Origin of the sequence: Halomonas urmiana (assembly GCF_005780185.1) — a bacterium.
Classification (GTDB): Bacteria; Pseudomonadota; Gammaproteobacteria; order Pseudomonadales; family Halomonadaceae; genus Halomonas; species Halomonas urmiana.
Genome location: NZ_VBUI01000011.1, coordinates 71,969 through 96,690, shown reverse-complemented (window position 1 = coordinate 96,690; position 24,722 = coordinate 71,969). Strand labels below are relative to the sequence as shown.

Genomic DNA, 24,722 nt, shown 5'->3' with positions numbered 1-24,722 from the left:
ATCGCGGCCGTCACGAGGCGACTCCCTACCAGAAAACCGGATCATTGAACGCCTCGATACATCGCGCCGTGCCTCTCAGCGGCGACATCTCGGTCTCCGTCAACGACTGTGCCAGCCAGCCCTCGGGATGTTGCAGCGTGAACGGTGCCGGCACGAACGCCTCGCTGATCGGCATAAAGCCAACACGCGCGTAGTAGTTCGGGTCACCGTAGGTCACGGCGATATCGACACCCGCAGCGCGCAGCACCTGCAGGCCGTACGTCAGCAGCTGCCGCCCGATGCCTTGTCCCTGGCGCTCGGTTGCCACGGACACGGGCCCGAGGACAAACACCGTCCGGTCATCCTGGTCGTAGGTCAGCCGCGAGAAGATCGCCCCGCCGACCACCATCCCATCGGACTCGGCAATGAATACGTAGAGATCCGATGCGGGGGTGCTAACCAGCTGCTGGCGAACCAGATCACCGATCAGCGTGCCTTCCGCCACGCCCTTGGAGGCCGTGAAGGTGGCGGTGAACAGCTCGACGAGTTCCTGTTCGTGTCCTTTGACACGCTTCGAGAATTCCACGGGGTCTGGCTCCCTGGTCGCTGATTGATCCGACGGGTGACGGATGGTGTGGCTACTCTGCCGGATCATACCCAGCTCGGCTGAGTGAGCGACTGCCCCGTCTCGTTCTGTGTCGTTATTTGAATGATCAATCAAAATAAAGGAGGATAGCCACGTTACCCACCAATAACGCAACGCCTTGCATGGGAGCGCTTCAATGACCAAACGGCTCGAACGACTCTTGCTTGCCGGCCTGCTGGCCGGCGCTTCGGCGGCGTCTCACGCCGATGTCAGTATCACCCGGGGTGCCACGGCGATTCCCGACGGGGAAGCCCAGGCGAGCGAGGACCTGACCATCGCCAATGACCGGCTGGCCTTCTCCCTCGCCGTGGCATCCGCGCCGCCCTGGGGCGTGCCTCGCGGCACTCTGGTCGACCTGGCCGCCGTGAAGGAGGGCGAGATCGACCTGGATCGCATCGCCTTCGCCGACTTCATCCCCAACAACTGGTCCTCCTGGCCCAACGACGGCAAGACGGTGGAGATCGTCGAGGACTCGCCCGAGCGGGCCGTGGTCCGCATTCGCCGCAACTGGGGCGAGGCCTGGGTCACCACCACCTATACCCTCGAGGCCGGTAGCGACCGCATCGGCCTCAAGACCGAGCTGGAGAACGCCGGTGCAGCCCCGCTGGAGGCCATTCGCTCGGGCTATACCCTGTGGCCGGACACCGGCTTCCTGTTCGGCGTTCCTGGGCTCGGCGATGCCAAGGAGACCGTGGCCTTTGATGCGCTGACCGATCGCATGGTCGCCTACGATCGCGACTGGGTCTTCGCCCTCCACGCCCCCTACTTCGATCGCGTCAACTACGAAGGCCAGGACATGTACCTCGAGCATGATCTGGCGCCCGGTGAGTCGCGCACCTTCCAGGGCGCGCTGCAGGTGGTGCCCGAGGGCGATCTGGCGCCGGTGGTGGCCTTCGAGGCCGAGCGGCACGGTGATCCCGTCGGCCAGATTACCGGCACCCTGAGCAACGATCGGGGCGAGGCTCCGCAGGATGGCCTGGTGATGATCGAGCAAGCGGGCCACCCCTATGCCTGGACGCTGGCCGAGGGCGGCCGCTTCGAGATGTCGCTGCCGGCGGGCGAGTACCGCGCCTATGCCACCGGCCTCGGCCACGCTAACAGCGAGCCCGTCGCGCTGACGGTGACCGAGGGCGGCGAGCAGACGCTGGAGTTCGCGGGGCTGGAAGGCCCGGGCACCCTCAGTCTCGACGTGCAGGATGCCGAGACCGGGGCGCCCCGCGATGCGCGCCTGGCGATCCTCGAGGGGCAGCAGCCGCCCGTTGAGTTCCTCGGCAAGCAGACCTTCTTCACCGAGCTGACCCCGGCCGGCACGGCGGAGCTCAACCTGGCGCCCGGGGACTATCGCCTGAGCGTCAACGCCGGGGCGGGCTTTACCGCCGAGCAGCAGGAACTCGAGGTGAGCCTGGCCTCCGGCGAGACCGTGCAGAAGACCCTCGAGATCGAGCGGCTCGCCGAGCCCAACGACGACGGCTGGTACGGCGCCGACCTGCACCACCACGCCAACGTCCTCGAGGGCACTACCCCGCCCGAGACCGTCGTTCGGGCGCAGCTGGCCACCGACCTCGACCTGACGTTCATCAGCGACCATGACTCCACCGCCAACCATGAGCGCTTCCAGGCACTCTCCGCGCAGCGTGGCGTGCCGTTCATTCCGTCCATCGAGGTGTCGGCGTCCTGGGGGCACATGAACCCCTTCCCCATCGACCTCGCCGGCGAACTCGAGGTGGATCCCGGCACCGACAGCGTCCAGGCGATCCTGGCGGACGCCCGCCGCCTCAACGCCGAGGTCATTCCCCTCAACCATCCGTTCAACGACTATGGCTACCTGCGCAACCTGGCCAACGACAGCGTGCCGGGCGGCTTCGCCACCGACTTCGACCTGCTCGAGCTCAACGCCGAGGTCGACAATGTCCCGACCCGCCAGACGGCGCATGACCTCTGGGACGAGGGCAGCCGCGTCTACTTCACGGCGGGCACCGACACCCACGATGCCTGGAACGACCTGACCGGCCGCATCCGCATGATGGCCAAGGTGCCGGGCGAACTGACCCCGCGCGCCTTCGCCCGGGCCCTCAAGGACGGCCATGGCTACGCGACTCAGGGGCCGCTGTTGCATCCGCGCAACGGCCTGTTCGGCGACACCCTGCGCCTGCCCGAGGGGGAGGCCTTCACCTGGCAGGTGGATGTCACGGCCGTCGACGGTCTCGAAGAAGCCCGACTGATCGGGAAGGGCGGTGAGGTGCTGGAAACCGTCGCCCTGGACGGCCGCGAGGCGAGCCTCTCGCTGTCCCTGGACGAGGCTGTCGAGGGCTGGGTCGCCCTCGAAGTCGACGACCAGGACGACGAGACCGCCTGGAGCAACCCGCTGTGGGTGACTCGCGAGCAGACAACGCCCTACACGGCTGCCGCCGAGGGATGATCGTTCAGGTAACACGCCTGATCAGGCCGCACCCTCCGGGGTGCGGCCTTTTTCGTGGGCAGAGGGCACCATGGTCGGCGGGCCTCTTGGCGCCAGGCGTTACCCGAGCCACGAGCATTTTTTCGCTGCCGGGAATAAAGTCGCTGCCTCGTGCCGTCTCTATGGATAGCACAACCCAATCGGGAGCAAGCGGGATGCGGTTTCTGGGCCATTTTTCGTCGCGGGAGAGGCGCTATCGACGCCTGGTGCAGCCCCATGTGACGCATCTTGTGCATATCGCCCTGCAGCGCACGGGCCATGCGGCGCTGGCCGAGGACCTGGTGCAGGAGAGCTGCATCATGGCCTGGGAGAAGCTCGAGGGGCTGCGCTCGGCCGAGGCGTCGCGGCCCTGGCTGGTGCGCATCCTGCTGCGCCAGATCGCCGATCATCGCCGCACCCGGGCGCGCCGCCAGGCGCTGCTGCCGATCACCGACATCGAGGAGGCGCACTGGGAGGCCATCGCCGGCGAGGCGCCGGGGCCCTTCGAGCAGGCCGTGGCGGCCCAGTCGGACGGCCGGGTCGCGGCACTGCTGCGCCGGCTGCCCGACGACTTCGCCATCGTGGTCGAGCTGCACGACCTGATGGGCTACCGCTACCGGGAGATCGCCGAGACGCTGGAGCTGCCGCTGGGCACGGTGACCAGCCGGCTGGCCCGCGGCCGGCGCCTGCTCGCCGGGCTGCTGGTCGAGGCGCCGGAGACGGTCGAGGGCATCGGCGCGTCGGGCGATAAGGAGGCACGTCACCATGAGTGATCACGATCATCGGTCGCACGAGGCCCATGCCGCCTGGCTGGAGCGGGTGGCGCCCTACCTGGACGACGAACTCTCGCCCGACGAGCGCCGCGTCATGGCCCATCACCTGACGGCCTGCGAGCCATGCCGCCGCGAGCTGGCGCGCCAGCAGGCGGTGCGCCGGCGCCTGGAGCGGCTCGGCGCGGCCACTGATCCGTCCGCTCCGCATGCCACCCGCGCGGTATCGGCCGAGGCCGTCGAGCGGCACCTGAGGCGTCGGCTGCTCTCACCCGCCCGGCGCCACACGGGCCCCGGTCCACTGTGGGGGTGGATGGGCTGGGCCATCGCGGCGGTCCAGGCCTGCGTGCTGGCGGTGGTGCTGGGGTGGCCGAGCTGGGAGGCGCGCCAGGGCGTGCCCATGGTGCGCGACGCCGTGGCGGACTTCCGCCAGCGGGTGAGCGGCATGCTACCGCCCCAGGCCTCCCGGGACACCGCCGCGCTGGCGCGCACCCTGGCGCTGCCGATCGAGGTCATCGACGGGCCCGGCGTGGAGTTCCTCGGCGCCTGGCCGACCGCGCTGCAGGGGCAGCCGGCGGCCGCGCTGGCCTACCGGGTCGAGGCGCACACCGTGGTCCAGTACGTGGTCAGCGGGCCGCTGTTCTTCAATCGGGCGAGCGTGCGCGAGGCGGTCGCTCGAGAGGGGCGCTACGTCGCCCATCTGGGCGATCAGTCGGTAGTGGGCTGGCCGGGCGACAACGCCGGCTCGCTGCTGGTGGGCGAGTTGCCCAGCGAATCGCTGGAGCGGCTCCGGCTCTAGGCCGCCGCCTCGGCGTGAAGGGGTTCCAGGCCCCGTTCCAACCATCAACAAAGGAGGTTGCACGATGATGATTCGCCATTCCCTGACGGTCGCTACCCTGACGCTCGGCCTGGTCGCGAGTGCGCTCGCGGCGCCTTCCCTCGAGGTCGCGGAGCAGGCCCCCGGCAGCACCGTCACGGTGGAGGCCGTGAGCCTCGCCGAGGATGCCTTCCTGGTGGTCCACGCGAGCGACGGCGAGGGCAACATCGTGGCCCCGGCCTCCATCGGCCATGTCGCCGTCGACGCCGGCGATCACGACACCGTGGCGGTGCCGCTGGCCCGCGAGGTGGCCGCCGCCGAGCCGGATTCCCCCGGGGCGCGGATCTACGCCGAGCAGTGTGCCGCCTGCCACCGGCCGAACGGCGAGGGCGTGAGCGGCGCCTTCCCGCCTCATCGCGGCCATGTCGGCGCGCTCTACGCCGCCGAGGGCGACGAGATCGACGGCCGCGACTACCTGGCCCGGGTGCTGCTCCACGGCCTGACCGGCCCGATCGTCGTCGATGGCGAGCGCTACGACGGCAACATGCCGGCCTGGGGCGAGGCACTGGGCGAGGCGCAGATCGCCGAGGTGCTCAACTACCTGCTCACCGAGATCGATGCCGCGCCCGAGGCCTTCCGCCCCTACACCGCCGAGGAGGTCGAAGCGCTTCGCGACCCGGCGCTGAGCGGGCGCGACGTCCACCGGCTGCGCCAGGGGCTCGAGGGCATCGGCGCAGCGACGCCTGACGCGGCCGCTGCGTCGGACGCGGCGCCGGTCGAGGCCGCGGCGAGCCTCGCCCGCGAGGCGGCGTTCCCCGCGCCGGCCTACGTGGCGGTCCAGCACGGCAACGCCGTCCAGGCGCTGCCCGGCGGGCAGGCCTGGACGGACGTGCCCGGCGCCCACTACGACGCCCTGAGCCCGGACGGCACGCGGCTGCTGGTCTCGGGCTTCAAGAGCGGCGATGTCTACCTGCTCGATACCCGCAGCGGCGAGCGCCTCGCCACGCTGCCGGTCGGCGAGGTGGCCCAGGGAGTGAAGATCTCCCCCGACGGGCGCCTGGGGCTCGCCATGGCCCAGAAGCAGGGCGTGGTGGCGGTGATCGACCTGGCCGCCGGCGAGCTGATCGAGCGGCTGAACGTCGGTGCCGGGCCGCACAACGCCGTCTTCTCCGCCGACGGCGAACGGGCCTACGTGACCCTGCAGGGCGGCGGTGCCATCGCGGTGATCGACATGGCCACCCTTGCGAAGGTCGACGAGATCCCCACCCCGGGCCTGGAGACCCCGCACAACCTCGACCTCAGCGCGGATGGCCGGCGGCTGTGGATCCGCGACTTCGTCGGGCAGGCGGCGGTGCTCGATCTCGAACGCCGCGCCCTGGTCGAGACCTTCGCCGTCGGCAACGGCCACGGCGGCATCGATGTCCTGCCCGGCGGGCGCTATGTGGCGACCGGGGCGATCGCCGATTCGGTGGTGACCGTGATCGATGCGCAGGCCCTGGAGGTCGCCGCGACGGTCGAGGTCGGCACCGGCCCCCACGGGGTGCGCGCCAGCCAAGACGGTCGCTACCTCTACGCCACCCTGACCGCCGACGATGCCATTGCGGTAATCGATACCGAGACCATGACGGTGGTGCGGCGCGAGCTGGTCGCGGGCGCCTTCCCGTTCTGGATCGCCGTGCCAGGTAACCCCTGAGTGGCCGGCCGCGGCGTGCTCGGGGTAGGCGGAGTTCTGCGCCTTTGCAACGGCGCCCTCGACGGCCATGATGGCGGCTCCCCCGGTGACAGGAGCCGCCGCATGTCCATGATTCCCCTGCTGATCGCCGTCGCTGCCCTGGCCGGTGCCGCCCTCTCGGCGCGCGGCGCATGGCGGCGGCGCGGCGTGAGCCGCTGGCCCGAAGCGACGGCCAGGGTAGCCGACACCGAGCTCGAGGCGCTCGGAGTAGGGCGAGGGGTGCATGCGGTCGTGTTCGTCGAACGCCAGGTAGGCCTTGGGCACCGACGACGGGTTGGGAATGGTCAGCGAAGGGCCTGAAGTGGGGAATATCCTCCTGATACCTGTCGACCCATATATAAGCAACGCTCTTTCCTATATCCCTGCGCGACCGCTGGGCCGCGATGGGGCAGCGGGCGTGCGTGCGGGCCCGCCATGGTGCAGGTGCGAAGTGATCGAGCGGCGATGTGGGGCGGGGTGGGGCGCTTTTTTCTTGTAAGATGCTGTTAAGAACAATTATTTTTTATTCTTGGCGCGCTTTTCGCAAATTGCTTGGCAGGATCGCCATGGGAGTGGCGATGCAACGAGTGAGCTGGCGTGCTCCTACTGGCCTCCTTCGGGGGGCCTTTTTTATGCGCGCGCTTTACGCGCCGGGCGAGGCTGGGCCCCACGCCCGGTGGCCCGGTATGCTGGTGCCGGCGGTGGTTGCCGCCGCCGTGACCGTTATCGGACCCTACTCGACCCGACCCAGGAGTGTGCTCATGCCCACCGAACCCCCTCGCAACCCTTCCCCGTTCGCGGCGACCCTCGCCGCCCTGGATGCCCTGCATGCCGAGGACCCACGCCGCTTGACGGTGGCGGACGAGTCGGTGCCCCAGGAGCTGTGGCACGCGGGGCGGATGAGCGCCTGGCTGGAGCGGCTGGTGGAGTCGCCGGACGAACTGGTGCGCCTGGCGGTGCGCGGCCAGCACCTGCAGCGCTGGCAGGTGCCGCGCGGCGACTATCCCGAGGGGCGAGTGGGCTACTTGTCCTGGCGTCGCGACCAGGGGCAGCGCGCCGGCGAGACCACCGCGGCGCTGATGCGCGAGGCGGGGTATGACGACGCCTCGGCCGAGCGGGTGGCGACGATGATTCGCAAGCAGGGGCTGGGGCGTGACGAGGGCGTGCAGGCGGTGGAGGACTGCGCCTGCCTGGTATTCCTGGAGCACTACTTCGGCGACTTCTCCCGGCAGGTCGACCACGATCACCTGATTCGCATCGTGCAGAAGACCTGGCGAAAGATGTCGCCGGGCGCCCATGCGCTGGCCCTCGAGCTGCCGATGACCGCCGAAGCCCGCGCGCTGGTGGAGGAGGCCCTGGCCGGCTGAGGCGCCGGCGCGGCCTCATGGCCGCCATGGTTGGCGGCCGGAGGCTCGAGGGGCGATCAGGCCCTTAGGGCGTGGTCAGCGGCCGCGCGGCGTTGAGGTAGGCCATGCCGTTGAGGCGCACGCGCTCGCGGTCGACGCTCTCCGAACCCAGGTGGACCTCCTCGAGGGAGGCGGCCATGGTGTCGACCTCGGCATCGATGCGCGCCAGGGCGTTCTCCAGAGTGTAGGTGAGCTCATGGACGGTACCCAGGTCGCGGTTGCTCAGCTCGTTCTTGGCCAGCAGCTCGGTCAGCCGTGCGTTGTAGTCGCTGAGGTTGGTGATCGCCTCCTCGAGGGTGCGCGAGGGCTCGCCCGAGAAGTGGTCCGGGCTCTCGGCGTGGGCGGTGGTGGCGAGCAGGCCGGTGCAGAGCGCGGTGAGCAGCAGGTTCTTCATATGGGGACCCTTGGTACAAATGAGAATTTATCGCATGGACACGCTACCACTCGCCCTTGCGCCTGACAATCATTATCGTTCGATGCCCTGCCGCGCTTGATCCGGATCAACGCCGGGCGCGTCGCCGAACTGCACCGTCAGGCTCTCGTCGCTCTCGCACGGCTTGCCGTGGCGCAGGGTGAGGCGCCGCCGGGTCAGGTCCATCACCACCGCGAAGAGCGTCTCCATACGCTCCTCCGCGGGCTGGTCGGGGTTGAAGTGGCGACAGATCGAGAGCGGCGCGCCGTCGTGGTCGCCGAGCAGGGCGAAGAACTCCCCCTCGCCGATCTCGCCCCGCGACGGCAGCGCCTCGCGCAGCAGGGCCTCCAGTCGGGCCAGGCGGGGGCGGGAATCGGCCCGCGGGAAGTCCTCGACGCGCTCGGCGCCGCCGCCGGCATAGAGGTGGTTGGTGTGGGTGACCACGCCGTCGTCGGGGGACAGCATGCCGGGTTCGCCGGGATGTACCTCGAGGCCTAGTGCCCGGCTATCGCCCTGAGCGACCAGGAAGTGGGCCGGCGAGCAGACCCGGTCGTGGCGTGCCACCGCCACGGCGTCGTCCAGGTCGCGGCACTCCAGGATCTTGCGCAGGGCGACGTGGATGGGCAGGCCCTCGCCGCAGGTCTGCGAGCGGATGGCGTTGAGGCAGACGCCGAGGCCGTGCTCGTTCATGCCGATCTTGGCCACCATGCCGGCCTCGCCGATGCTGATCAGCGCCGGGGCGTCGTCGCCGCTGATCTCCAGCGCCACCACGTTGTGCAGCTGATCGCTACGCCAGTCCCAGTTCTGGGCCAGCCACTGGGTGCCGTCGCGGGTGAGGGCAAAGGCCGAGCAGCCGCCGCTGGCCTGGGTCAGCGAGATCTCGCTTCGGCAGTTGAGGGTCAGGATATCGGCGAAATCGAGGCCCGCGCCCCGGGCGATGCCCTCCATCTCCTCGAGGATCGCCGGGAAGCCGCGCTCGATCATCGGCAGGAAGCGCTCGGCCACGCGGCGCGCCCGGGCCCAGTCCAGGTCCACGAAGTCCTGGAAGAGCCGATCGTAGACCGTGAGGCTGTGGGTGATCCGCTCGCCATGAGCGCGGCCGTGGGCCTCGCCGATCTCGGCCCGGCTGCCGGTCAGGGGGGTGATATGCATGGTGACCTCGCGACTCGCTGCGCATCGACAGGATCACTGTAGCACTCGGCGGGAGCTCGCAGGGCGGGAGCAGGTCAGGAAGGGCAGGTCAGGAGGGGCCGGTCGGGAGGGGCAGCGCAGGGCGCACAGAGGGAGCCGCTGAGGGGGAGTTGCTGGGGGGAGCCGGTCAGAGAGAACCGCTCGGAACCAAGCGGCGCCGGCCGGGGCCGGCGCCGCAGGGGATCAGCTCTTGCCGGGGGCGTTGTAGATGCCCTCGTCGAGTTCGCCTTCGCTTTTGGCGACCAAGGTGGTGACCATCAGGTCGCCGGCCACGTTGACGCTGGTGCGCGCCATGTCGAGGATGCGGTCGATGCCGGCGATCACCGCGATCGCCTCCAGCGGCAGGCCGATCTGGGCCATGACGATGGAGAGCATCACCAGGCCCGCGCCGGGCACGCCGGCGGTGCCGATGGAGGCCAGGGTACCGGTCACGATGATCATGCCATAGTCCATCATGCTGAGCTCGACGCCCAGCATCTGGGCGATGAACACCGCCACTACGCCCTGGTAGATGGCCGTGCCATCCATGTTGATGGTGGCGCCCACCGGCAGCACGAAGCCGGCCACGCCCTCGGAGACGCCGAGGTTCTTCTGGGCGCAGCGCAGCGAGACCGGCAGGGTGCCGGAGGAGGAGGCCGAGGAGTAGGCCACCACCAGGGCGTCGAGGATGCCCTGCAGGTAGCGCACCGGGTTGAGCTTGCCGAGCAGTGCCAGCAGGCCGGAGTAGACGATCAGCACGTGCAGCACGCTGGCCAGGTAGGCCACGCCGATGACCTTGGCCAGCGGTAGCAGCACCTCGAGGCCGTAGCTGCCCGAGACGTGGGCGATCAGGCCGAACACGCCGAACGGGGCGAGGGCCATGACGAAGCTGGTCAGCTTGACCATCGCCTCGGCGAAGCTCTCGAAGACGCGCACGACCGGCTCGCCCTTGTCGCCGATCAGGGTCAGCGAGATACCCAGCCCGATGGCGAAGACGATGATCTGCAGGATATTGCCGTTGGCCAGCGCGTCGATGGGGTTCTGGGGCACCAGGCCGACCAGGATCTCCACCAGGCTCGGGGCCTCCTTGGCCTCGACGCCGGACTCGAAGCTCATCTCCAGGCCCACGCCGGGCTGGAAGATCAGCGAGGCGAGCAGGCCGATGGCGATGGCGAAGGCGGTGGTGATCAGGTACAGCCCGATGGTGCGCACGCCGATGCGGCCCATCTTCTGCGGGTCGCGCATCGCCGTGATGCCCACCACCAGGGTGGAGAACACCAGCGGCACGATTAGCATCTTGATGGCGCTGATGAAGACATCACCGATGGGCTTGAAGACGCTGGCGTCCTCGCCCATCAGCGCGCCGGCGAGGATGCCGAGCGCCAGGCCGGCGAGGATCTTCTGCCACAGGGGAATGCGCCGCCACACGCTGGTGGAAGCGGTCGTCGAAGGACTGGTCACGTCGGTGCTCCTTTCTGCAAAAACAGCTTTTATGTGGTGATTGTCGGTTCGGGGAGGCGATTCTACAGAAAGAAAAACCATTAATCTTTATTTAAACGAGTGTCACTCTTGCGAGATGGCGACCCGCGCCGCGGGCCGTCCGGGGGAATCACAGCACCTCGTCGAGCAGTCCCAGGAAGGCTGCCCAGGACTTCTCGTCGGCTCGCGCCTGATAGCGCTCGCTGCCGAAGACGGTGAAGGCGTGGGGGGCACCGGAGTAGATCTCGATCTCGTAGGGCGTGCCGGCAGCTTCCAGCTCCTTGCCCAGGGCCGCGACGTCATCCAGCGAGATCGAGGCGTCGGCGCCGCCGTGGGCGACCAGGATCGGCGCGGTGTCGGCGCGATAGCCCTGGCCCTCGGGGGTGGCCAGGCCGCCATGGAAGGTGGCGAAGCCGGCCATCTCCCCGGCCGCGTCCGAGCGGGCGAGCTCCAGCACCACCGCGCCCCCGAAGCAGTAGCCCATGATCACCACCGGGCCGGCGGCGCCCTGGGCGCGAGCCTCGGCCAGGCCGGCCAGGGTCAGGCGGCGCATGCGCTGGCGATCCTCGTAGAGTCGCGCGGTCTCGGCCTTCTTGGCGTCGGTCTCCACCGGTCGATTGCCCTGGCCGTAGAGGTCGATGGCGAAGGCGCCGACGCCCAGCTCGGCGAGCATGTCGGCGCGCCGGCGCTCGTAGTCGGTGAGGCCGTCCCAGTCGTGGACGATCAGCACGGTGCCGCGGGATTCATCCGGGGCGCTGGCCAGGTAGCCGGCGAAGGCCTCGCCGTCCACGTCGTAGTCGATCTCCTGGCCGGCGGGCCGATCGGCCTGGGCGCTTCCCAGCAAGAGCGTGAAGGGGGCGATGAGGGCGAAGGCGAAGGCAAGGGGCGTCAGGCGTGGCGTCATGGTGACCTCTGGACGGGGAGTGGACGGCCCTCAGTATAGGTCCGGGGCCGCGGTTGCGTTGAAGCGTGTGTTCGAACGCTCAAGCACTCGCTTTCCGTCATGGCGATCAATGGCTTGGCGAGTTCCGCTGGGCCCGAAGCGTTGGCAGCGCCGGCTTGTGTTTTGCTCCTCGGCCTTCCAGATTGAGAGGTGTGTGATTCATGCAGTTCATGATCCGAGCAACCAGAGCGAGACCAACAATCATGAAGAAACGCGTTCTAGCGACGGCGGTGGCGGCGACGACCCTGGCCCTCTCCGGCATGGCGCAGGCCGAGGTTAAGGTCGGCTTCCTGGGGGGTTTCACCGGCGGCATCGAGAGCCTGACACCGCCGATCTTCGACGGCGCCCAGCTGGCGGTGAACCAGGTCAACGAGCAGGGCGGCCTGTTGGACGGTCAGGAGCTGGTGATGCCTACCGGCGACACCACCTGCTCCGATGCCTCGGCCGCCTCGAATGCCGCCGACCGCATGGTCAACACCGAGCAGGTCACCGCCATCGTCGGGGCGCTGTGCACCGGCGCGACCATCGCTGCGGCCAACAACGCCGCCGTGCCGGGCGGGGTGACCATGGTCTCGCCGGCCTCCACGGCCCCGGCCGTCACCGACCTCGACGACAACGACCTGGTGTTCCGCACCGTGCCCTCGGATGCCTTCCAGGGCGAGATGCTTGCCAAGCTGCTGATCTCCAAGGGCATCGAGGAAGTCGTCGTCACCTATGTCAACAACGACTACGGTCGCGGCCTCTCCGAGGCCTTCACCGCGGCCTTCGAGGCCGAGGGCGGCACGGTGGCGGAGAACCTCGCTCACGAAGACAACCGCGCCGACTACCGCTCGGAGCTGGGCACCCTCTCCTCCACCGGCGTGCCGAACCTGGTGGTGCTGGCCTACGCCGACACCTCCGGCCAGACGGTGGTGCGCCAGGCCTACGAGAGCGGCATGTTCACCCAGTACGTGGGCGCCGACGGCATGGTCGGCGACAGCCTGGTCGAGGCCATCGGTGCCGACGTGCTCGACGGCATGATCGCCACCCGCCCGGGCAGCCCCGAACTGCCGGGCACCGCGATGTTCCAGGCCCAGGCCGAGGCGGCCGGCATCGACCCCAGCGCGGTGTTCGCCGCCCAGGCCTACGACGCCGCCTTCCTACTGGCGCTGGCCATCGAGCAGAACGGCAGCGCCGAGCGCGAGGGGCTCAACGAGGCGCTGCGCAGCGTGGCCAGCGCCCCCGGTGAGGTGATCCTGCCCGGCGAGTGGGAGAAGGCGGTGGAGCTGATCGCCGCCGGCACCGAGATCAACTACGAGGGCGCCTCGGGCACCCAGGAGTTCGATGCCAACGGCGACGTGCCGGGCGTGGTGCTGGAGATGGTGATCGAGGACGGCAGCTTCACCAGCAAGGGCTACGTCGACCTCTGAGGAGCGCGCCTCCGCTGAGCGGGGGCGAACCAGCGAAGGCCCTGGCGGGTTGCCCGCCAGGGCCTTTTTCATCGGGTGTTGCTTGCGGCTCATCGCCCCTTGCCAGTTGTGGGCGACCGCGCTGAGGAAAGGTGCTAAGCACCTTCCTGCCTTGCTCTCCGGGGCCTCGCCCTCAGGCCACGTGCTTGACCTTCTCCGGCAGCAGGCCCTTGGGCGCGAAGCGCAGCACCAGGGTGATCAGCAGCCCGATCACGAACACCCGTGCCTGCAGCGCTCGGCTGTCCATGTTGGTGGGGGCCTCCCAGCCGAAGGCGCCCTCGCCGAAGGCGACGGCCAGCTCCATCAGGAACAGCGCCAGCGGCTCGGACATGATCCAGATGATGTAGACCGCCACGGCGCCGAAGATGGTGCCCAGGTTATTGCCGGGACCGCCCAGGATGACCATGACCAGCACCAGGAAGGTGTGGTTGAGCGGCAGGTAGCCCTGGGGGTCGAACATGCTGTTGAAGCTGCCCAGGGCGGCGCCGCCGATGCCCATCAGGATGCAGCCCAGCACGAAGATCTCCAGGCGACGCCGGTTGATGTCCTTGCCCATGGCGGCGGCGGAGAGCTCGTTGTCGCGGATGGCGCGGATCATCCGTCCCCAGGGGGCGTGATAGGCACGACTCAGCAGGAAGAAGATCACCGCGATCATCACCGCGGTCACCGACAGGTACATCGCCCGGGCCAGGGTGAAACCGACCTCGGCCGGGCCCGGCACCGGCCAGGGCAGCGGCGAGACGGTGGCGGTGCCACGGGTCAGCCAGTCGGAGTTCTTGAGGAAGGCCTTGATGATCTCGGCGATGCCCAGGGTCGCGATCGCCAGGTAGTCGCTGCGCAGCCCCAGGCAGACCCGGCCGATGAAGAAGCCTACCGCGCCGGCCAGCGCGCCGCCGACGATCCAGCCGACGCCGACCGGCAGGCCGAGGCCACCGATGAAGCCGGCCCGGGACTCGATCTGGTCGGTCACGTCGCGAAAGGCGTTGATCACCACCAGGTAGAGCACCACCCCGAGCACCACGGCGATGATCGTGCGCAGCCGCTTCGGCACCCCGATCCGGTCGAGCCGGGTGGCGCCGAGCACGACGAGGATGGCGGCGACCATATAGAGCAGCACCCGGCCGAGCTCGCCGGGCAGCTCGCTGCCCCAGAACGCCTCGTTGATCGGGATGCTGAAGAACATGGCACTGAAGCCGCCCAGGGCCACGAAGCCCATTACCCCGGCGTTGAACTGGCCCGCGTAGCCCCACTGGATGGTCAGGCCGAGGGCCAGGATGGCGTAGCAGGCGGCTTCCACCAGCATGCGGGTGCTGTAGGCGCCACCCATCACGGCGTAGACGCCGAGCACGGCCGCCAGCAGGGCGACGAAGAGCAGCATTTCCCGCAGCGGAAGGCGGCTGGGGGCGGCGACGATATCGGCGCGTTTCGTGTCCATCAGATCACCTTGCCCTTGAAGATGCCGGTGGGGCGCCACACCAGGATGACGACCAGGATGAAGAAGGGCACCACGATCTTGTACTCGGTGCCGACGAAGGCCAGGTTGCCGGCCTGGGTCAGCCACTCCGGCAGGCTGTCGCGGAAGGGCCTGAGCAGCACGCTCCAGTTGAACACCGCCAGGGTCTCGGCGAAGCCCACCACGAAGCCGCCGGCCACGGCCCCGAAGGGGTGGCCGACGCCGCCGACGATGGCGGCGGCGAAGATCGGCAGCAGCAGGAAGAAGCTGAGGTCGGGCTTGAAGGTCACGTCCAGCGACAGCAGGGTGCCGGCGATGGCGGCGAGCCCCCCGGCGATCACCCAGGTCACGGCGACGATGGTGTTGGTGTTGATGCCCGAGGCCTGGGCCAGGTCGGGGTTGTCGGACATGGCGCGCATCGCCTTGCCGAGCCGCGAGCGGGTCAGGAAGAAGTGCAGCCCCACCACGGCGGCGAGGGTGATCACGAAGAGCCAGAGCTGGGGCTCGGTGATCACCACCGGCGCCCGCACGCCTTCGAAGGGCAGGGCGAGGCGGAAGATCTCCTTGCGATCGTCGACGTAGAGGCTCGACCCGCCGGTGCCCGAGAACAGCCGGATCAGGCCCTGCAGCATCAGGGTCACCCCCAGCGAGCCGATGACCAGCACGATGGGCTTGACCCCGTGGGCACGCAGCGGCTTGTAGAAGGCGCGGTCGATGCCCACCGCGAGCAGCGCGGTGAGCGCCATGGCCACCGGCAGCAGCACCAGCGCGGCGGGCACGCCGAAGGCCGACCCGGCCCCCGGGAAGGCGCTGGCCAGCAGCAGCACCATGAAGGCGCCGAAGGTCATCATGTCGCCATGGGCGAAGTGGGCGAAGCGCATGATGCTGAAGATCAGCGTCACGCCCACTGCGCCGATGGCGTAGATCGAGCCGGTCACGCTGCCGGCGATCACCACGTTGTTGATGAAGAAGACGAGTTCGTTCACGGATGGATTCTCCAGGTCGGGCGCCGGACTAGCCGCCGAGGAAGCTCTTGGCGACGTCGGGGTCGGCCAGCAGGGCGGCCCCGGTATCGGTGAAGCGATTCTGGCCGGCGGCCAGCACGAAGCCCTTGTCGGCGATGCCGAGCGCCTGCTTGGCGTTCTGCTCGACCATCAGGATGCCCACGCCGGCCGAGTTGACCAGCTTCACCTGCTCGAAGATCTCGTTCATGTAGAGCGGCGAGAGGCCTGCGGTGGGCTCGTCGAGCAGCAGCAGGCTGGGTTCGGCCATCAGCGCCCGGCCCATGGCCACCATCTGACGCTGGCCGCCGGAGAGCTCGCCGGCCGGCTGGTGGCGCTTCTCACGGAGCGGCGGGAAGAACTCAAAGACCTGGGCCAGCATGCGCTTGACGTTGCCCGGTTTGAGGAAGGCGCCCATCTCCAGGTTCTCCTTCACCGTGAGGCTCGGGAAGACGTTGTTCTCCTGGGGCACGAAGCCCATCCCCTTCTGTACCAGCTTGTTGGGGGGCAGGTTGTGGATCGGCTCGCCGCGCAGCAGGATCTCGCCCTGGCTGACGTGGAGCAGGCCGAAGACGGCCTTGAGCATGGTGGACTTGCCGGCCCCGTTGGGGCCGACGATCACGCCGATCTGGTCGGACTCGATGGCCATGTCCACCCCGTTGAGGATGTTCATGCCGCCGTAGCCGCCGTGCACGTTGCGTGCGTCGAGTAATGGCATGGTCAGTCGTTCTCTGCGTTCGTTATCGTTATTGGCGGCGTCCCGTGGGACGCCCTGCCCCCGAGGAGGCATCGGCACACCGCTCAGCTGGCGGCGCCCCGATCAGCTGGCAGCGCCCCAATCAGCTGGCGGCGCCCCAATCAGCTGGCGGCGCCAAAGTAGGCCTCGATGACCTCGGGGTTGTTCTGGATCTCCTCGATGCTGCCCTCGACCATCACGCTGCCCTGGGCCAGCACGATCACCGGGTCGCAGAGCCGGGCGATCATGTCCATGTCATGCTCGATGACCAGGAAGGTGTAGCCCATCTCGCGATTGAGCCGCTCGATGTTGGTGACGAGATCGCCGAGCAGGGTGCGGTTGACGCCGGCGGCGATCTCGTCGAGCAGCACCACCCGGGCGTCGGTCATCATGGTGCGGCCGAGCTCGAGGAGCTTCTTCTGGCCGCCGGAGAGGTTGCCGGCGAGCTCGTTGCGCACGTGGTGCAGGCCGATGAAGTCGATCACCTCCAGCGCCCGGCGGCGCACCTCGGCCTCCTCGTTACGCACCAGGCCCGGCGTGAACCAGGCGGCGAACAGGTTCTCGCCGGACTGCGCCGGCGGCACCATCATCAGGTTCTCCAGCGCCGTCATGTGGGAGAACTCGTGTGCGATCTGGAAGGTGCGCAGAAGCCCCCGATGGAACAGTGTGTTGGCCGGCTGGTTGGTGATGTCGTCGCCGTCGAGCAGGATTCGCCCGCTGTCCAGCGGCAGGGCCCCGGCGATGATGTTGAACAGCGTCGACTTGCCGGCCCCGTTGGGGCCGATCAGGCCGGTGATCGAGCCCTTCTCCACCTGGATCGAGCAGTCATTGATGACCTTGAGGCCCCCGAAGGCCTTGTTGACGTGCTGTACGTCGATGATGGCTGCCATGGCGGATTCCGTTGGTTGTTGTTCTCACAGCTCCTGGCTGTCGTCGGCGATGAAAGTGCGTCCCGCGGCGAAGGCACCGACGATTACCGTGGCGCCGATGGCCGGGATCAGGTAACCCTCTACCTGGGGGATGCTGCGCAGGAAGACGAAGGCCACGGCCGCCGGCGCCACGAAGCGCACCAGGAAACGCCAGAGTCGGAACCAGCGCTCGTTGGTGTGCATCTCCTTCATCACCTCGGAGTGGGTCAGCGCCCAGCCGGCGAACAGCGCGATCATCAGGCCGCCCAGCGGCATGAAGATGTTGGTCAGCAGCTCGATGAAGCCGAAGGCGCTGCGCCCGAACAGGGTGTGGAAGATCGTGCCCTCGGCCCAGAGGTTGAAGCTGACCACGGTGAGCAGCCCCAGCGCCCAGCTGGCGATGACCATCATGGTCACGGCCTGGGGGCGGGTCAGGTCGAAGCGCTCGACCAGGAAGGCCGCCACCGGCTCGATCAGCGAGATCGACGAGCTGATCGCCGCGCCCAGCACCAGGATGAAGAAGACGCCGCCGACCAGGGCGCCGCCCGGCATCTCGGCAAACGCCAGCGGCAGGGTGACGAACATCAGGCCGGGGCCTTCGCCGGGGTTCAGCCCGGAGCCGAAGACCAGCGAGAAGATCGCCAGGCCCGCCACCATGGCCACCGCGGTATCCACTACGGCGATGGCGAAGGCGGTGCGGGTCAGCGAGGACTCGCCCGGCATGTAGGCGCCGTAAGCCATGATCGCGCCCATGCCGAGGCTCAGAGTGAAGAACGACTGACCCATCGCCTCGAGCCAGCCCTCGAGGCTCAAGTCGGCCAGGTTGAAGGTGAACAGGAAGCTCGCCGCGGCGCCGATGTCGCCGACCACGGCGCCATAGCCCAGCACCACCAGCAGGATCACGAACAGCGACGGCATCAGCAGTCGCAGGCCCGCCTCGATGCCCTTGTGGATGCCGAGGCCCACGATCAGCGCCGAGGCGGCGATGAACAGGGTGTGGTAGAGCGTTAGCAGCATCGGCGAGGCGAGCAGCGTATCGAAGCTCTGGCCGGCCCCGGCGGCGTCGATCTCGGTCATCCCGCCGGTCAGCATCAGCCCGGTGTAGTGGATCGCCCAGCCGGCGATCACCGAGTAGAAGCTCAGGATCAGGAAGGCGGAAGCGGCCCCCAGCCAGCCGATGGACTCCCAGGCGCGGGAGGTCTGATGGGTGCGAGTGAGAAAGCGCATGCCCATGATCGGGCTGCGTCGGCTGTTGCGGCCGAGCATGATCTCGGCGATCAGGATGGGGATGCCCACGGCGAAGATGGTCAGGGCGTAGACCAGGATGAAGGCGCCGCCGCCGTTCTCGCCGGTCAGGTAGGGGAAGCGCCAGAGGTTGCCGAGCCCGACGGCCGAGCCGACGGCGGCCAGCAGGAAGGTGCCCTTGTGGGTCCAGACGTTGTGCGTGCTCATGGGAATCCAGGATTGCCTTGGTGGGCCTTGTGAGCCTGTGCCGCCAACTGTGCGGCACGCGGGCCTTGCTGGCTAGTGGGCCAGCGTTTAGCGGGCGTTGGCGGCGCCCGGTGGTCACCGCCGCTGGGATCAGTCTTCGGGCTCTTCCGGCTCTTCCGACTCTTCGGGGTGACGAGGTTCGAGGGCGCGACAGGCGTCGGGCAGGCGCACCGTGTCGCCCAGCGAGAGATCACCGGCGGCCTGCTGGCGCCGTCCGTTGTCGTTGGCGATCAGCGCCACCACCTCGCCGATGTTGGTGCCCTCGACCCGGGCCTCGACCCGCACCCTGACCGTGAACCCCCGGTAGCTGGCCGAGAGGATGCTGCCGGGCTGGGGCGGGCGGTAGTCGTCGGGATGGTCGGCATAGTAACGCAGGACGCCCCGCTCGCCGGGATCGTCCCACTCCACGTGCTTGTGCATGACGGCACTCCTTGGGTGGGTGAACTCAGCTTCCAGCATAGCCGTCGCCGGGGCGCGGGGCCGTGGGCGGCGGCCACAAACGACAGAGCCCGCCGGATGGGCGGGCTCTGGCGGTGGCGGGCCGGCTTACTTCTTGCTGGCGCGCTTGCGTTCATTCTCGGTCAGATGCTTCTTGCGCAGGCGAATGTGGCTGGGGGTGACTTCCACCAACTCATCGGAATCCAGGAATTCGATGGCCTGCTCGAGAGTGAAGTTGATCGGCGGGGTCAGCACGATGTTCTCGTCGTTGCCCGTGGAACGCATGTTGTCGAGCTTCTTGCCCTTGGTGGGGTTGACCACCATGTCGTTGGCGCGGTTGTTGATACCGATCAGCATGCCCTCGTAGACCTCGGTGGCATGGTCGATGATCAGCTTGCCGCGATCCTGCAGGGCGTAGAGCGCGTAGGCCAGCGCCTTGCCGGGGACCATGGAGACCAGCACACCGTTGCGCCGCTCGATGGAGGCGTCCGGCTTGAGCGGGCCGTAGTGATCGAAGCGGCTGGTGAGGATGCCGGTGCCGGAGGTCAGGGTCAGGAACTGGCCACGGAAGCCGATCAGCCCGCGGGCGGGGATGATGAAGTCCAGGCGCACGCGACCCTTGCCGTCCGGGTTCATGTTGACCAGCTCACCCTTGCGGTAGCCGAGCTCTTCCATGACGGCGCCCTGGTGCTGCTCCTCGCAGTCGATGATCACTTCCTCGTAGGGCTCCTGCTGCTCCCCGTTGATCTCGCGGATGATTACCTCGGGACGGCCCACGGCCAGCTCGAAGCCTTCGCGGCGCATGCTCTCGATCAGCACCGAGAGGTGCAGCTCGCCGCGACCGGAGACGATGAACTTCTCCGGGCTGTCGCCCTGTTCGACCCGCAGCGCCACGTTGTGGATCAGCTCCTGGTCGAGGCGATCCTTGATGTTGCGGCTGGTGACAAACTTGCCTTCCTTGCCGGCGAAGGGCGAGTCGTTGACCTGGAAGGTCATGGAGACGGTCGGCTCGTCGACGGTCAGCGCCGGCAGCGCCTCGACGGCGGCCGGGTCGCAAAGGGTGTCGGAGATCGCCAGGTTGTCGATGCCGGTGATGCAGATGATGTCGCCGGCGGAGGCCTCGTCGGTCTGCACCCGCTCCAGGCCGAGGTGGGTCATGACCTGGCCGATCTTGCCCTTGCGCTCTTTGCCTTCCTTGCTGATCACGGTGATCTGCTGGTTCGGCTTGACCGAGCCGCGGCTGATGCGGCCCAGGCCGATGACGCCGACGTAGCTGGAGTAGTCCAGCGCCGAGATCTGCATCTGGAAGGGACCGTCGAGCTCGACCTTGGGTGGCTCGACGATGTCGACGATGGACTGGAACATCGGCGTCATGTCGTCGGCCAGCTGCTCCGGCTCCGGCCCGGCGATGCCGTTCAGGGCCGAGCAGTAGATGATCGGAAAGTCGAGCTGGTCGTCACTGGCGCCGAGGTTGTCGAACAGGTCGAAGATCTGGTCGATGACATAGTCCGGGCGCGCGCCGGGGCGGTCGATCTTGTTGACCACGACGATCGGCTTGAGGCCCTGATCGAAGGCCTTCTGGGTCACGAAGCGGGTCTGCGGCATCGGGCCGTCGACCGCGTCGACCAGCAGCAGCACGGAGTCGACCATCGACATCACGCGCTCGACCTCACCGCCGAAGTCGGCGTGTCCGGGGGTGTCGACGATATTGATGTGGTAGTCCTGGCCGTCGGGGGCCTGCCAGCGGATCGCCGTGTTCTTGGCCAGGATGGTGATGCCGCGCTCCTTCTCCTGGTCATTGGAGTCCATGATGCGCTCCTGCCCCTCGGCCTTTCGGTCGAGCGTGCCGGACTGGCTGAGCAGTTTGTCGACCAGGGTGGTCTTGCCGTGGTCGACGTGAGCGATGATGGCGATGTTGCGAAGATTCTCGATCACGACGGGATCCTGCTGACAAAATTGGGGACGCATTATAGGGGCAGGGCGATGACGGCTACCAGCTTTGTCGCCGTGAATCGTCTGTCACGACCAGATATCAGTGGCTTGGGAGCTGCCGAAAGGGGGCGTGAGCGGGCGATTCAGGCCTCGACGGCGGTGACGCGCGCCTGGCAGGCATGCAGGCGCGCGATCAAGTCGGGCAGGGCCTCGGCGTCAAGCGAGGGGTCGCAGCCGCCGATGCGCTCGAACCAGACGCGCGAGACGCAGAGGGTGTCGGCGAGGGTCTGGTGGCGCAGGCGTTGCCAGAGCAGCACCAGGCGGCTGGGGCGCGAGGCGGCCAGCACTACGGCATCCCGGGTGTGGTGTTCGATGTCGGTCAGGGTATCCACCAGCCAGCCCGGGGAGATGGGCCGACCCGGGGCCGGGAACAGCAGAACTTCCCCCTGGCTGTGGGCCACTGCCGTGTTGAGGCGGTCGCCGAGCGGGGTGCCCTCGGTGGCGACCAGGCGGACATCGTGGCGGCTGGCCATGCGCAGCAGGCGCGAATCGCCGGTATCGTCGGCCAGCAGCACCTCGAGTCGCAGGTCTCGGCGCTGTCGCAAGGGCCTCAGCGCCGCCAGGCGGCGTGGCAGGCCGGCACCCGAGGCGCGGGCATCAAGGAGGATGCTGCAGACGATCATACTCGGGTCGGCTCCCATGGTAGGACGCAGGTCACTGAGATGGCGCCCACTCCAGAACCCGCGTCACCTCTCCGGAGTTCGCGCCACCCCGGTCGGCGCCGCCATGTAAACGAGTGTAGTTTTTGGTGTTAACACGTATCAACGAACGCCGGACTGATATTTCTGTGTCTCGGACATGACCTTCCGACTGCGGCGAGCATGAGGGAGGTCATCGCTGACCGGCAGGCGAAGCGCGATCCAATCTGGTGCGCAAGACGGCCTTTGTGCACCTTTATGGTGCGATAAGGCGGTTAAGACGTTATCCCATCGGTAAGAATGGCGATTCTGGTGCATGGTTTTGCGAGAGCGAACCGATTAAAGCCTATGTCCATCAAAGGCTTGTGATTGGTATGCCGTCCGGTGGTGCAAGATTGGCACGCCGCCTGCATTGTTCCTGGCAAGGCCATGTTGCTGCAGGGTGGCCGTGGGCATCGGCCCGGCGGCATGCTACAACGTCGTTGGAACCAGCCCGCGCCATTGCCCTGCAATCGCTCAAACTTTTTAGCCCAGCTCACTGTGGAGGACCTATGTCCGAGAAGACGCTCGCCCTGATTGAAGAACACGACGTGAAGTGGATCGACCTGCGCTTTACCGATACACGCGGCAAGGAACAGCACGTGACCATCCCGGCTCGTGACGTCGACGAGGAGTTTTTCGAGAACGGTCAGATGTTCGATGGCTCCTCCATCTCCGGCTGGAAGGGCATCAACGAGTCCGACATGATCCTGCGCCCGGAAGACGGTTCCGGCTTCCTCGACCCCTTCACCGAAGACGCCACCCTGGTGCTGCGCTGCGACATCATTGAGCCGGCCACCATGCAGGGCTACGAGCGCGACCCGCGCTCCATCGCCAAGCGCGCCGAGGCCTTCCTGCAGTCCTCTGGCCTGGGCGACACCGCCTTCTTCGGTCCGGAGCCCGAGTTCTTCATCTTCGACGAGGTGCACTGGAAGTCCGATATCGAGGGCTCCATGTACAAGATCTCCTCCGAAGAGGGTGCCTGGTCCACCGATCGTCCGGTGGAGGGCGGTAACCTCGCCCACCGTCCGCGGGTCAAGGGCGGCTACTTCCCGGTGCCGCCGGTGGACAGCTTCCACGACATCCGCGGCGCCATGTGCAACACCCTGGAGGCCATCGGCCAGACGGTCGAGGTGCACCACCACGAGGTGGCCAACGCCGGCCAGAACGAGATCGGCGTGAAGTTCAATACCCTGGTCAAGAAGGCCGACGAGGTCCAGGAGATGAAGTACGTGATCCACAATGTGGCTCACGCGTACGGCAAGACCGCGACCTTCATGCCCAAGCCGCTGGTCGGCGACAACGGCAGCGGCATGCACGTGCACCAGTCGTTCTGGAAGGACGGTACCAACCAGTTCGCCGGCGACGAGTACGCGGGCCTCTCCGAGATGGCGCTCTACTACATCGGTGGTGTCATCAAGCATGCCCGCGCCCTGAACGCCTTCACCAACGCCTCCACCAACTCCTACAAGCGTCTGGTGCCGGGCTTCGAGGCGCCGGTGATGCTGGCCTACAGCGCCCGCAACCGCTCCGCCTCCATCCGCATCCCCTACACCGCGAGCCCCAAGGGCAAACGCGTCGAGCTGCGTTTCCCCGACCCGACCGCCAACCCCTACCTGTGCTTCGCGGCGATGCTGATGGCCGGCATCGACGGCATCCGCAACAAGATCCACCCCGGCGATGCCATGGACAAGAACCTCTATGACCTGCCGCCGGAAGAGGGCAAGTCGATTCCGACCGTGGCCGAGAGCCTGGACCAGGCCCTCGAGGCGCTGGACGCCGACCGCAGCTTCCTCACCGAGGGTGGCGTCTTCACCGAGGACATGATCGATGCCTACATCGAGCTGCTCAGCGAGGACGTGGAGCGCATCCGCATGACCACGCACCCGATCGAGTTCGACATGTACTACAGTTGCTGATCCCGCGGCGCCCCGGCGCCGCGCCCAGCATTGCAAGAGGCACGCCCCGGGGCGTGCCTCTTTCTTTGAGTGCGTCTTTTGGGTGCGTCACCGATCGGCGCGGCGCTAGATCAGCAGCATATGGCCGACGAGGCCCAGCGCGAAGCCCAGCACCGCGCCCAGGGGCGGTCCCCAGTGGTGGTCGAGCTTGGCCTGAGGCGCGAGGTCCTGGAACACCGAATAGAGGATGCCGCCGGCGGCGAATAGCATGATCATTGCCACCGTCGTGGGATAGGGCGCCAGCCACAGGAAGCCGCCGAGGCCGGCGAGCGGCCCCAGCCAGGCCATGGTGAAGAACAGCCCGATCAACCGTCGGCTCGTGTAGGGGGTGGTGCTGCGCAGTTCGTGATAGGCGTTGAAGCCCTCGGGCAGATTCTGCAGTGCCATCAGGCCGGCGAGCAGCAGGCTGCCGCTGCTGCCGTGGGCGAAGGCCGCACCGAGGGCCAGGGCCTCGGGCACGAAGTCCGCGAGCATGGCCGCGAGCTGGCTGGCCGAGGTGCCACTGCGATTGAGGGCGATGTCCAGGGCCATGAACGCCAGCCCGCCGGCCACGAAGCAGCCCGTGGCGGTGGCGATGCCGAGGGCCGGCAGGCTGTCTGGGACCAGCACCAGCGCCACCGCGGAGAGCAGGGCGCCGCCGCCGAAGGCGATGATGCCGTGGCGCAGCTCGTTCTCGAGCCAGTCGATCGGGATGCACTCCACCCGCGCCAACCAGGCGCCCATCGGCATTGCCATGCCGGCCATCAGCGTGAGGACGATCACCGTCTGCCAGGCGTCCATGCGTCGTCTCCTCTCTCCATCGGGGCAGGCCGGCTCCCCGGCAGTCGCGTCGATCTCGCCCGGAGCGCCA

At 68.0% G+C, this 24,722-nt stretch carries 22 protein-coding genes; 8 read left to right on the top strand and 14 right to left on the bottom strand.

The genetic code is table 11. The annotated features are described in order from the left end of the window. Positions 1-25: 25 nt before the first annotated feature. Positions 26-565: a GNAT family N-acetyltransferase gene (locus FEI13_RS08710; RefSeq protein ID WP_138181152.1), complete on the bottom strand. Its 540-nt coding sequence runs from the start codon at positions 563-565 to the stop codon at positions 26-28. Positions 566-761: 196 nt separating this feature from the next. Between FEI13_RS08710 and FEI13_RS08705 the strand changes: the two genes are divergently transcribed. The 6 genes from FEI13_RS08705 to FEI13_RS08680 all read left to right on the top strand — a co-directional run bounded on the left by FEI13_RS08705 (position 762) and on the right by FEI13_RS08680 (position 7,727). Beyond that, positions 762-3,044 (top strand): CehA/McbA family metallohydrolase, encoded by a 2,283-nt coding sequence (locus FEI13_RS08705; protein ID WP_138181151.1) that lies wholly within the window; start codon positions 762-764, stop codon positions 3,042-3,044. 194 nt (positions 3,045-3,238) lie between these two features. After that, a complete protein-coding gene (locus tag FEI13_RS08700) occupies positions 3,239-3,835 on the top strand; it encodes an RNA polymerase sigma factor (protein WP_158294529.1) in 597 nt (198 codons plus the stop codon). After that, positions 3,828-4,631, top strand: coding sequence for an anti-sigma factor family protein (locus FEI13_RS08695; protein ID WP_138181149.1), 804 nt, complete (start codon positions 3,828-3,830; stop codon positions 4,629-4,631). The genes FEI13_RS08700 and FEI13_RS08695 overlap by 8 nt, the downstream gene beginning before the upstream one ends. 64 nt (positions 4,632-4,695) lie before the next feature. Next, positions 4,696-6,342 carry a cytochrome D1 domain-containing protein gene (locus FEI13_RS08690; protein WP_204758379.1) on the top strand — a complete coding sequence of 549 codons (1,647 nt, stop codon included), beginning with the start codon at positions 4,696-4,698 and terminating at the stop codon, positions 6,340-6,342. Between the two features lie 102 nt (positions 6,343-6,444). Further along, positions 6,445-6,681: a hypothetical protein gene (locus tag FEI13_RS19700; protein WP_158294528.1), complete on the top strand. Its 237-nt coding sequence runs from the start codon at positions 6,445-6,447 to the stop codon at positions 6,679-6,681. Positions 6,682-7,121: 440 nt separating this feature from the next. Continuing rightward, the gene (locus tag FEI13_RS08680) at positions 7,122-7,727 is read left to right on the top strand and encodes a DUF4202 domain-containing protein (protein ID WP_138181148.1); all 606 of its coding nucleotides are present in this window, start codon (positions 7,122-7,124) and stop codon (positions 7,725-7,727) included. Between the two features lie 64 nt (positions 7,728-7,791). On the opposite strand, the gene FEI13_RS08675 is transcribed toward FEI13_RS08680, so the two are convergent. The 4 genes from FEI13_RS08675 to FEI13_RS08660 form a co-directional block, all read right to left on the bottom strand. After that, positions 7,792-8,160 (bottom strand): DUF6746 family protein, encoded by a 369-nt coding sequence (locus FEI13_RS08675; RefSeq protein ID WP_138181147.1) that lies wholly within the window; start codon positions 8,158-8,160, stop codon positions 7,792-7,794. A gap of 72 nt (positions 8,161-8,232) precedes the next feature. Then, positions 8,233-9,330 carry a C45 family autoproteolytic acyltransferase/hydrolase gene (locus FEI13_RS08670; protein ID WP_138181146.1) on the bottom strand — a complete coding sequence of 366 codons (1,098 nt, stop codon included), beginning with the start codon at positions 9,328-9,330 and terminating at the stop codon, positions 8,233-8,235. A 222-nt stretch (positions 9,331-9,552) separates the two neighbouring features. Continuing rightward, positions 9,553-10,809, bottom strand: coding sequence for a dicarboxylate/amino acid:cation symporter (locus tag FEI13_RS08665; RefSeq protein WP_138181145.1), 1,257 nt, complete (start codon positions 10,807-10,809; stop codon positions 9,553-9,555). A gap of 148 nt (positions 10,810-10,957) precedes the next feature. Beyond that, positions 10,958-11,731 carry a dienelactone hydrolase family protein gene (locus FEI13_RS08660; RefSeq protein ID WP_138181144.1) on the bottom strand — a complete coding sequence of 258 codons (774 nt, stop codon included), beginning with the start codon at positions 11,729-11,731 and terminating at the stop codon, positions 10,958-10,960. A 239-nt stretch (positions 11,732-11,970) separates the two neighbouring features. On the opposite strand from FEI13_RS08660, the gene FEI13_RS08655 reads away from it, so the two are divergent. Then, positions 11,971-13,179: an ABC transporter substrate-binding protein gene (locus FEI13_RS08655; protein WP_138181182.1), complete on the top strand. Its 1,209-nt coding sequence runs from the start codon at positions 11,971-11,973 to the stop codon at positions 13,177-13,179. A 172-nt stretch (positions 13,180-13,351) separates the two neighbouring features. On the opposite strand, the gene FEI13_RS08650 is transcribed toward FEI13_RS08655, so the two are convergent. The 8 genes from FEI13_RS08650 to FEI13_RS08615 all read right to left on the bottom strand — a co-directional run bounded on the left by FEI13_RS08650 (position 13,352) and on the right by FEI13_RS08615 (position 21,860). Next, positions 13,352-14,653, bottom strand: a complete 1,302-nt coding sequence (locus tag FEI13_RS08650) for a branched-chain amino acid ABC transporter permease (RefSeq protein WP_138181143.1) — start codon at positions 14,651-14,653, stop codon at positions 13,352-13,354. After that, the gene (locus FEI13_RS08645; RefSeq protein ID WP_138181142.1) at positions 14,653-15,657 is read right to left on the bottom strand and encodes a branched-chain amino acid ABC transporter permease; all 1,005 of its coding nucleotides are present in this window, start codon (positions 15,655-15,657) and stop codon (positions 14,653-14,655) included. The genes FEI13_RS08650 and FEI13_RS08645 overlap by 1 nt, the downstream gene beginning before the upstream one ends. A 28-nt stretch (positions 15,658-15,685) precedes the next feature. Beyond that, entirely contained in the window at positions 15,686-16,390 is a 705-nt protein-coding gene (locus tag FEI13_RS08640; RefSeq protein WP_138181141.1) for an ABC transporter ATP-binding protein, read from the bottom strand. A 140-nt stretch (positions 16,391-16,530) separates the two neighbouring features. Beyond that, entirely contained in the window at positions 16,531-17,298 is a 768-nt protein-coding gene (locus FEI13_RS08635) for an ABC transporter ATP-binding protein (protein WP_138181140.1), read from the bottom strand. A gap of 24 nt (positions 17,299-17,322) precedes the next feature. Continuing rightward, a complete protein-coding gene (locus FEI13_RS08630; protein ID WP_138181139.1) occupies positions 17,323-18,768 on the bottom strand; it encodes a sodium-dependent transporter in 1,446 nt (481 codons plus the stop codon). Positions 18,769-18,897: 129 nt separating this feature from the next. Beyond that, entirely contained in the window at positions 18,898-19,227 is a 330-nt protein-coding gene (locus tag FEI13_RS08625) for a hypothetical protein (RefSeq protein ID WP_138181138.1), read from the bottom strand. A 126-nt stretch (positions 19,228-19,353) separates the two neighbouring features. Continuing rightward, the gene (typA, locus tag FEI13_RS08620) at positions 19,354-21,180 is read right to left on the bottom strand and encodes a translational GTPase TypA (RefSeq protein ID WP_138181137.1); all 1,827 of its coding nucleotides are present in this window, start codon (positions 21,178-21,180) and stop codon (positions 19,354-19,356) included. 140 nt (positions 21,181-21,320) lie between these two features. Continuing rightward, positions 21,321-21,860 (bottom strand): hypothetical protein, encoded by a 540-nt coding sequence (locus FEI13_RS08615; protein WP_138181136.1) that lies wholly within the window; start codon positions 21,858-21,860, stop codon positions 21,321-21,323. Between the two features lie 566 nt (positions 21,861-22,426). Here FEI13_RS08615 and glnA point away from each other — a divergent pair. Further along, a complete protein-coding gene (gene glnA / locus FEI13_RS08610; protein ID WP_138181135.1) occupies positions 22,427-23,833 on the top strand; it encodes a glutamate--ammonia ligase in 1,407 nt (468 codons plus the stop codon). 105 nt (positions 23,834-23,938) lie between these two features. On the opposite strand, the gene FEI13_RS08605 is transcribed toward glnA, so the two are convergent. Further along, the gene (locus FEI13_RS08605; protein WP_138181134.1) at positions 23,939-24,652 is read right to left on the bottom strand and encodes a ZIP family metal transporter; all 714 of its coding nucleotides are present in this window, start codon (positions 24,650-24,652) and stop codon (positions 23,939-23,941) included. Positions 24,653-24,722: the final 70 nt, after the last annotated feature.

Bases quoted from the DNA above. Each gene is read 5' to 3' on its own strand.
- glnA (WP_138181135.1), top strand. From the start codon at position 22,427: ATGTCCGAGAAGACGCTCGCCCTGATTGAAGAACACGACGTGAAGTGG.
- FEI13_RS08705 (WP_138181151.1), top strand. From the start codon at position 762: ATGACCAAACGGCTCGAACGACTCTTGCTTGCCGGCCTGCTGGCCGGC.
- FEI13_RS19700 (WP_158294528.1), top strand. From the start codon at position 6,445: ATGTCCATGATTCCCCTGCTGATCGCCGTCGCTGCCCTGGCCGGTGCC.
- FEI13_RS08675 (WP_138181147.1), bottom strand. From the start codon at position 8,160: ATGAAGAACCTGCTGCTCACCGCGCTCTGCACCGGCCTGCTCGCCACC.
- FEI13_RS08625 (WP_138181138.1), bottom strand. From the start codon at position 19,227: ATGCACAAGCACGTGGAGTGGGACGATCCCGGCGAGCGGGGCGTCCTG.
- FEI13_RS08700 (WP_158294529.1), top strand. From the start codon at position 3,239: ATGCGGTTTCTGGGCCATTTTTCGTCGCGGGAGAGGCGCTATCGACGC.
- FEI13_RS08680 (WP_138181148.1), top strand. From the start codon at position 7,122: ATGCCCACCGAACCCCCTCGCAACCCTTCCCCGTTCGCGGCGACCCTC.
- FEI13_RS08605 (WP_138181134.1), bottom strand. From the start codon at position 24,652: ATGGACGCCTGGCAGACGGTGATCGTCCTCACGCTGATGGCCGGCATG.
- FEI13_RS08670 (WP_138181146.1), bottom strand. From the start codon at position 9,330: ATGCATATCACCCCCCTGACCGGCAGCCGGGCCGAGATCGGCGAGGCC.
- FEI13_RS08660 (WP_138181144.1), bottom strand. From the start codon at position 11,731: ATGACGCCACGCCTGACGCCCCTTGCCTTCGCCTTCGCCCTCATCGCC.
- FEI13_RS08635 (WP_138181140.1), bottom strand. From the start codon at position 17,298: ATGGCAGCCATCATCGACGTACAGCACGTCAACAAGGCCTTCGGGGGC.
- FEI13_RS08650 (WP_138181143.1), bottom strand. From the start codon at position 14,653: ATGGACACGAAACGCGCCGATATCGTCGCCGCCCCCAGCCGCCTTCCG.
- FEI13_RS08630 (WP_138181139.1), bottom strand. From the start codon at position 18,768: ATGAGCACGCACAACGTCTGGACCCACAAGGGCACCTTCCTGCTGGCC.
- FEI13_RS08695 (WP_138181149.1), top strand. From the start codon at position 3,828: ATGAGTGATCACGATCATCGGTCGCACGAGGCCCATGCCGCCTGGCTG.
- FEI13_RS08690 (WP_204758379.1), top strand. From the start codon at position 4,696: ATGATGATTCGCCATTCCCTGACGGTCGCTACCCTGACGCTCGGCCTG.
- FEI13_RS08640 (WP_138181141.1), bottom strand. From the start codon at position 16,390: ATGCCATTACTCGACGCACGCAACGTGCACGGCGGCTACGGCGGCATG.
- FEI13_RS08615 (WP_138181136.1), bottom strand. From the start codon at position 21,860: ATGATCGTCTGCAGCATCCTCCTTGATGCCCGCGCCTCGGGTGCCGGC.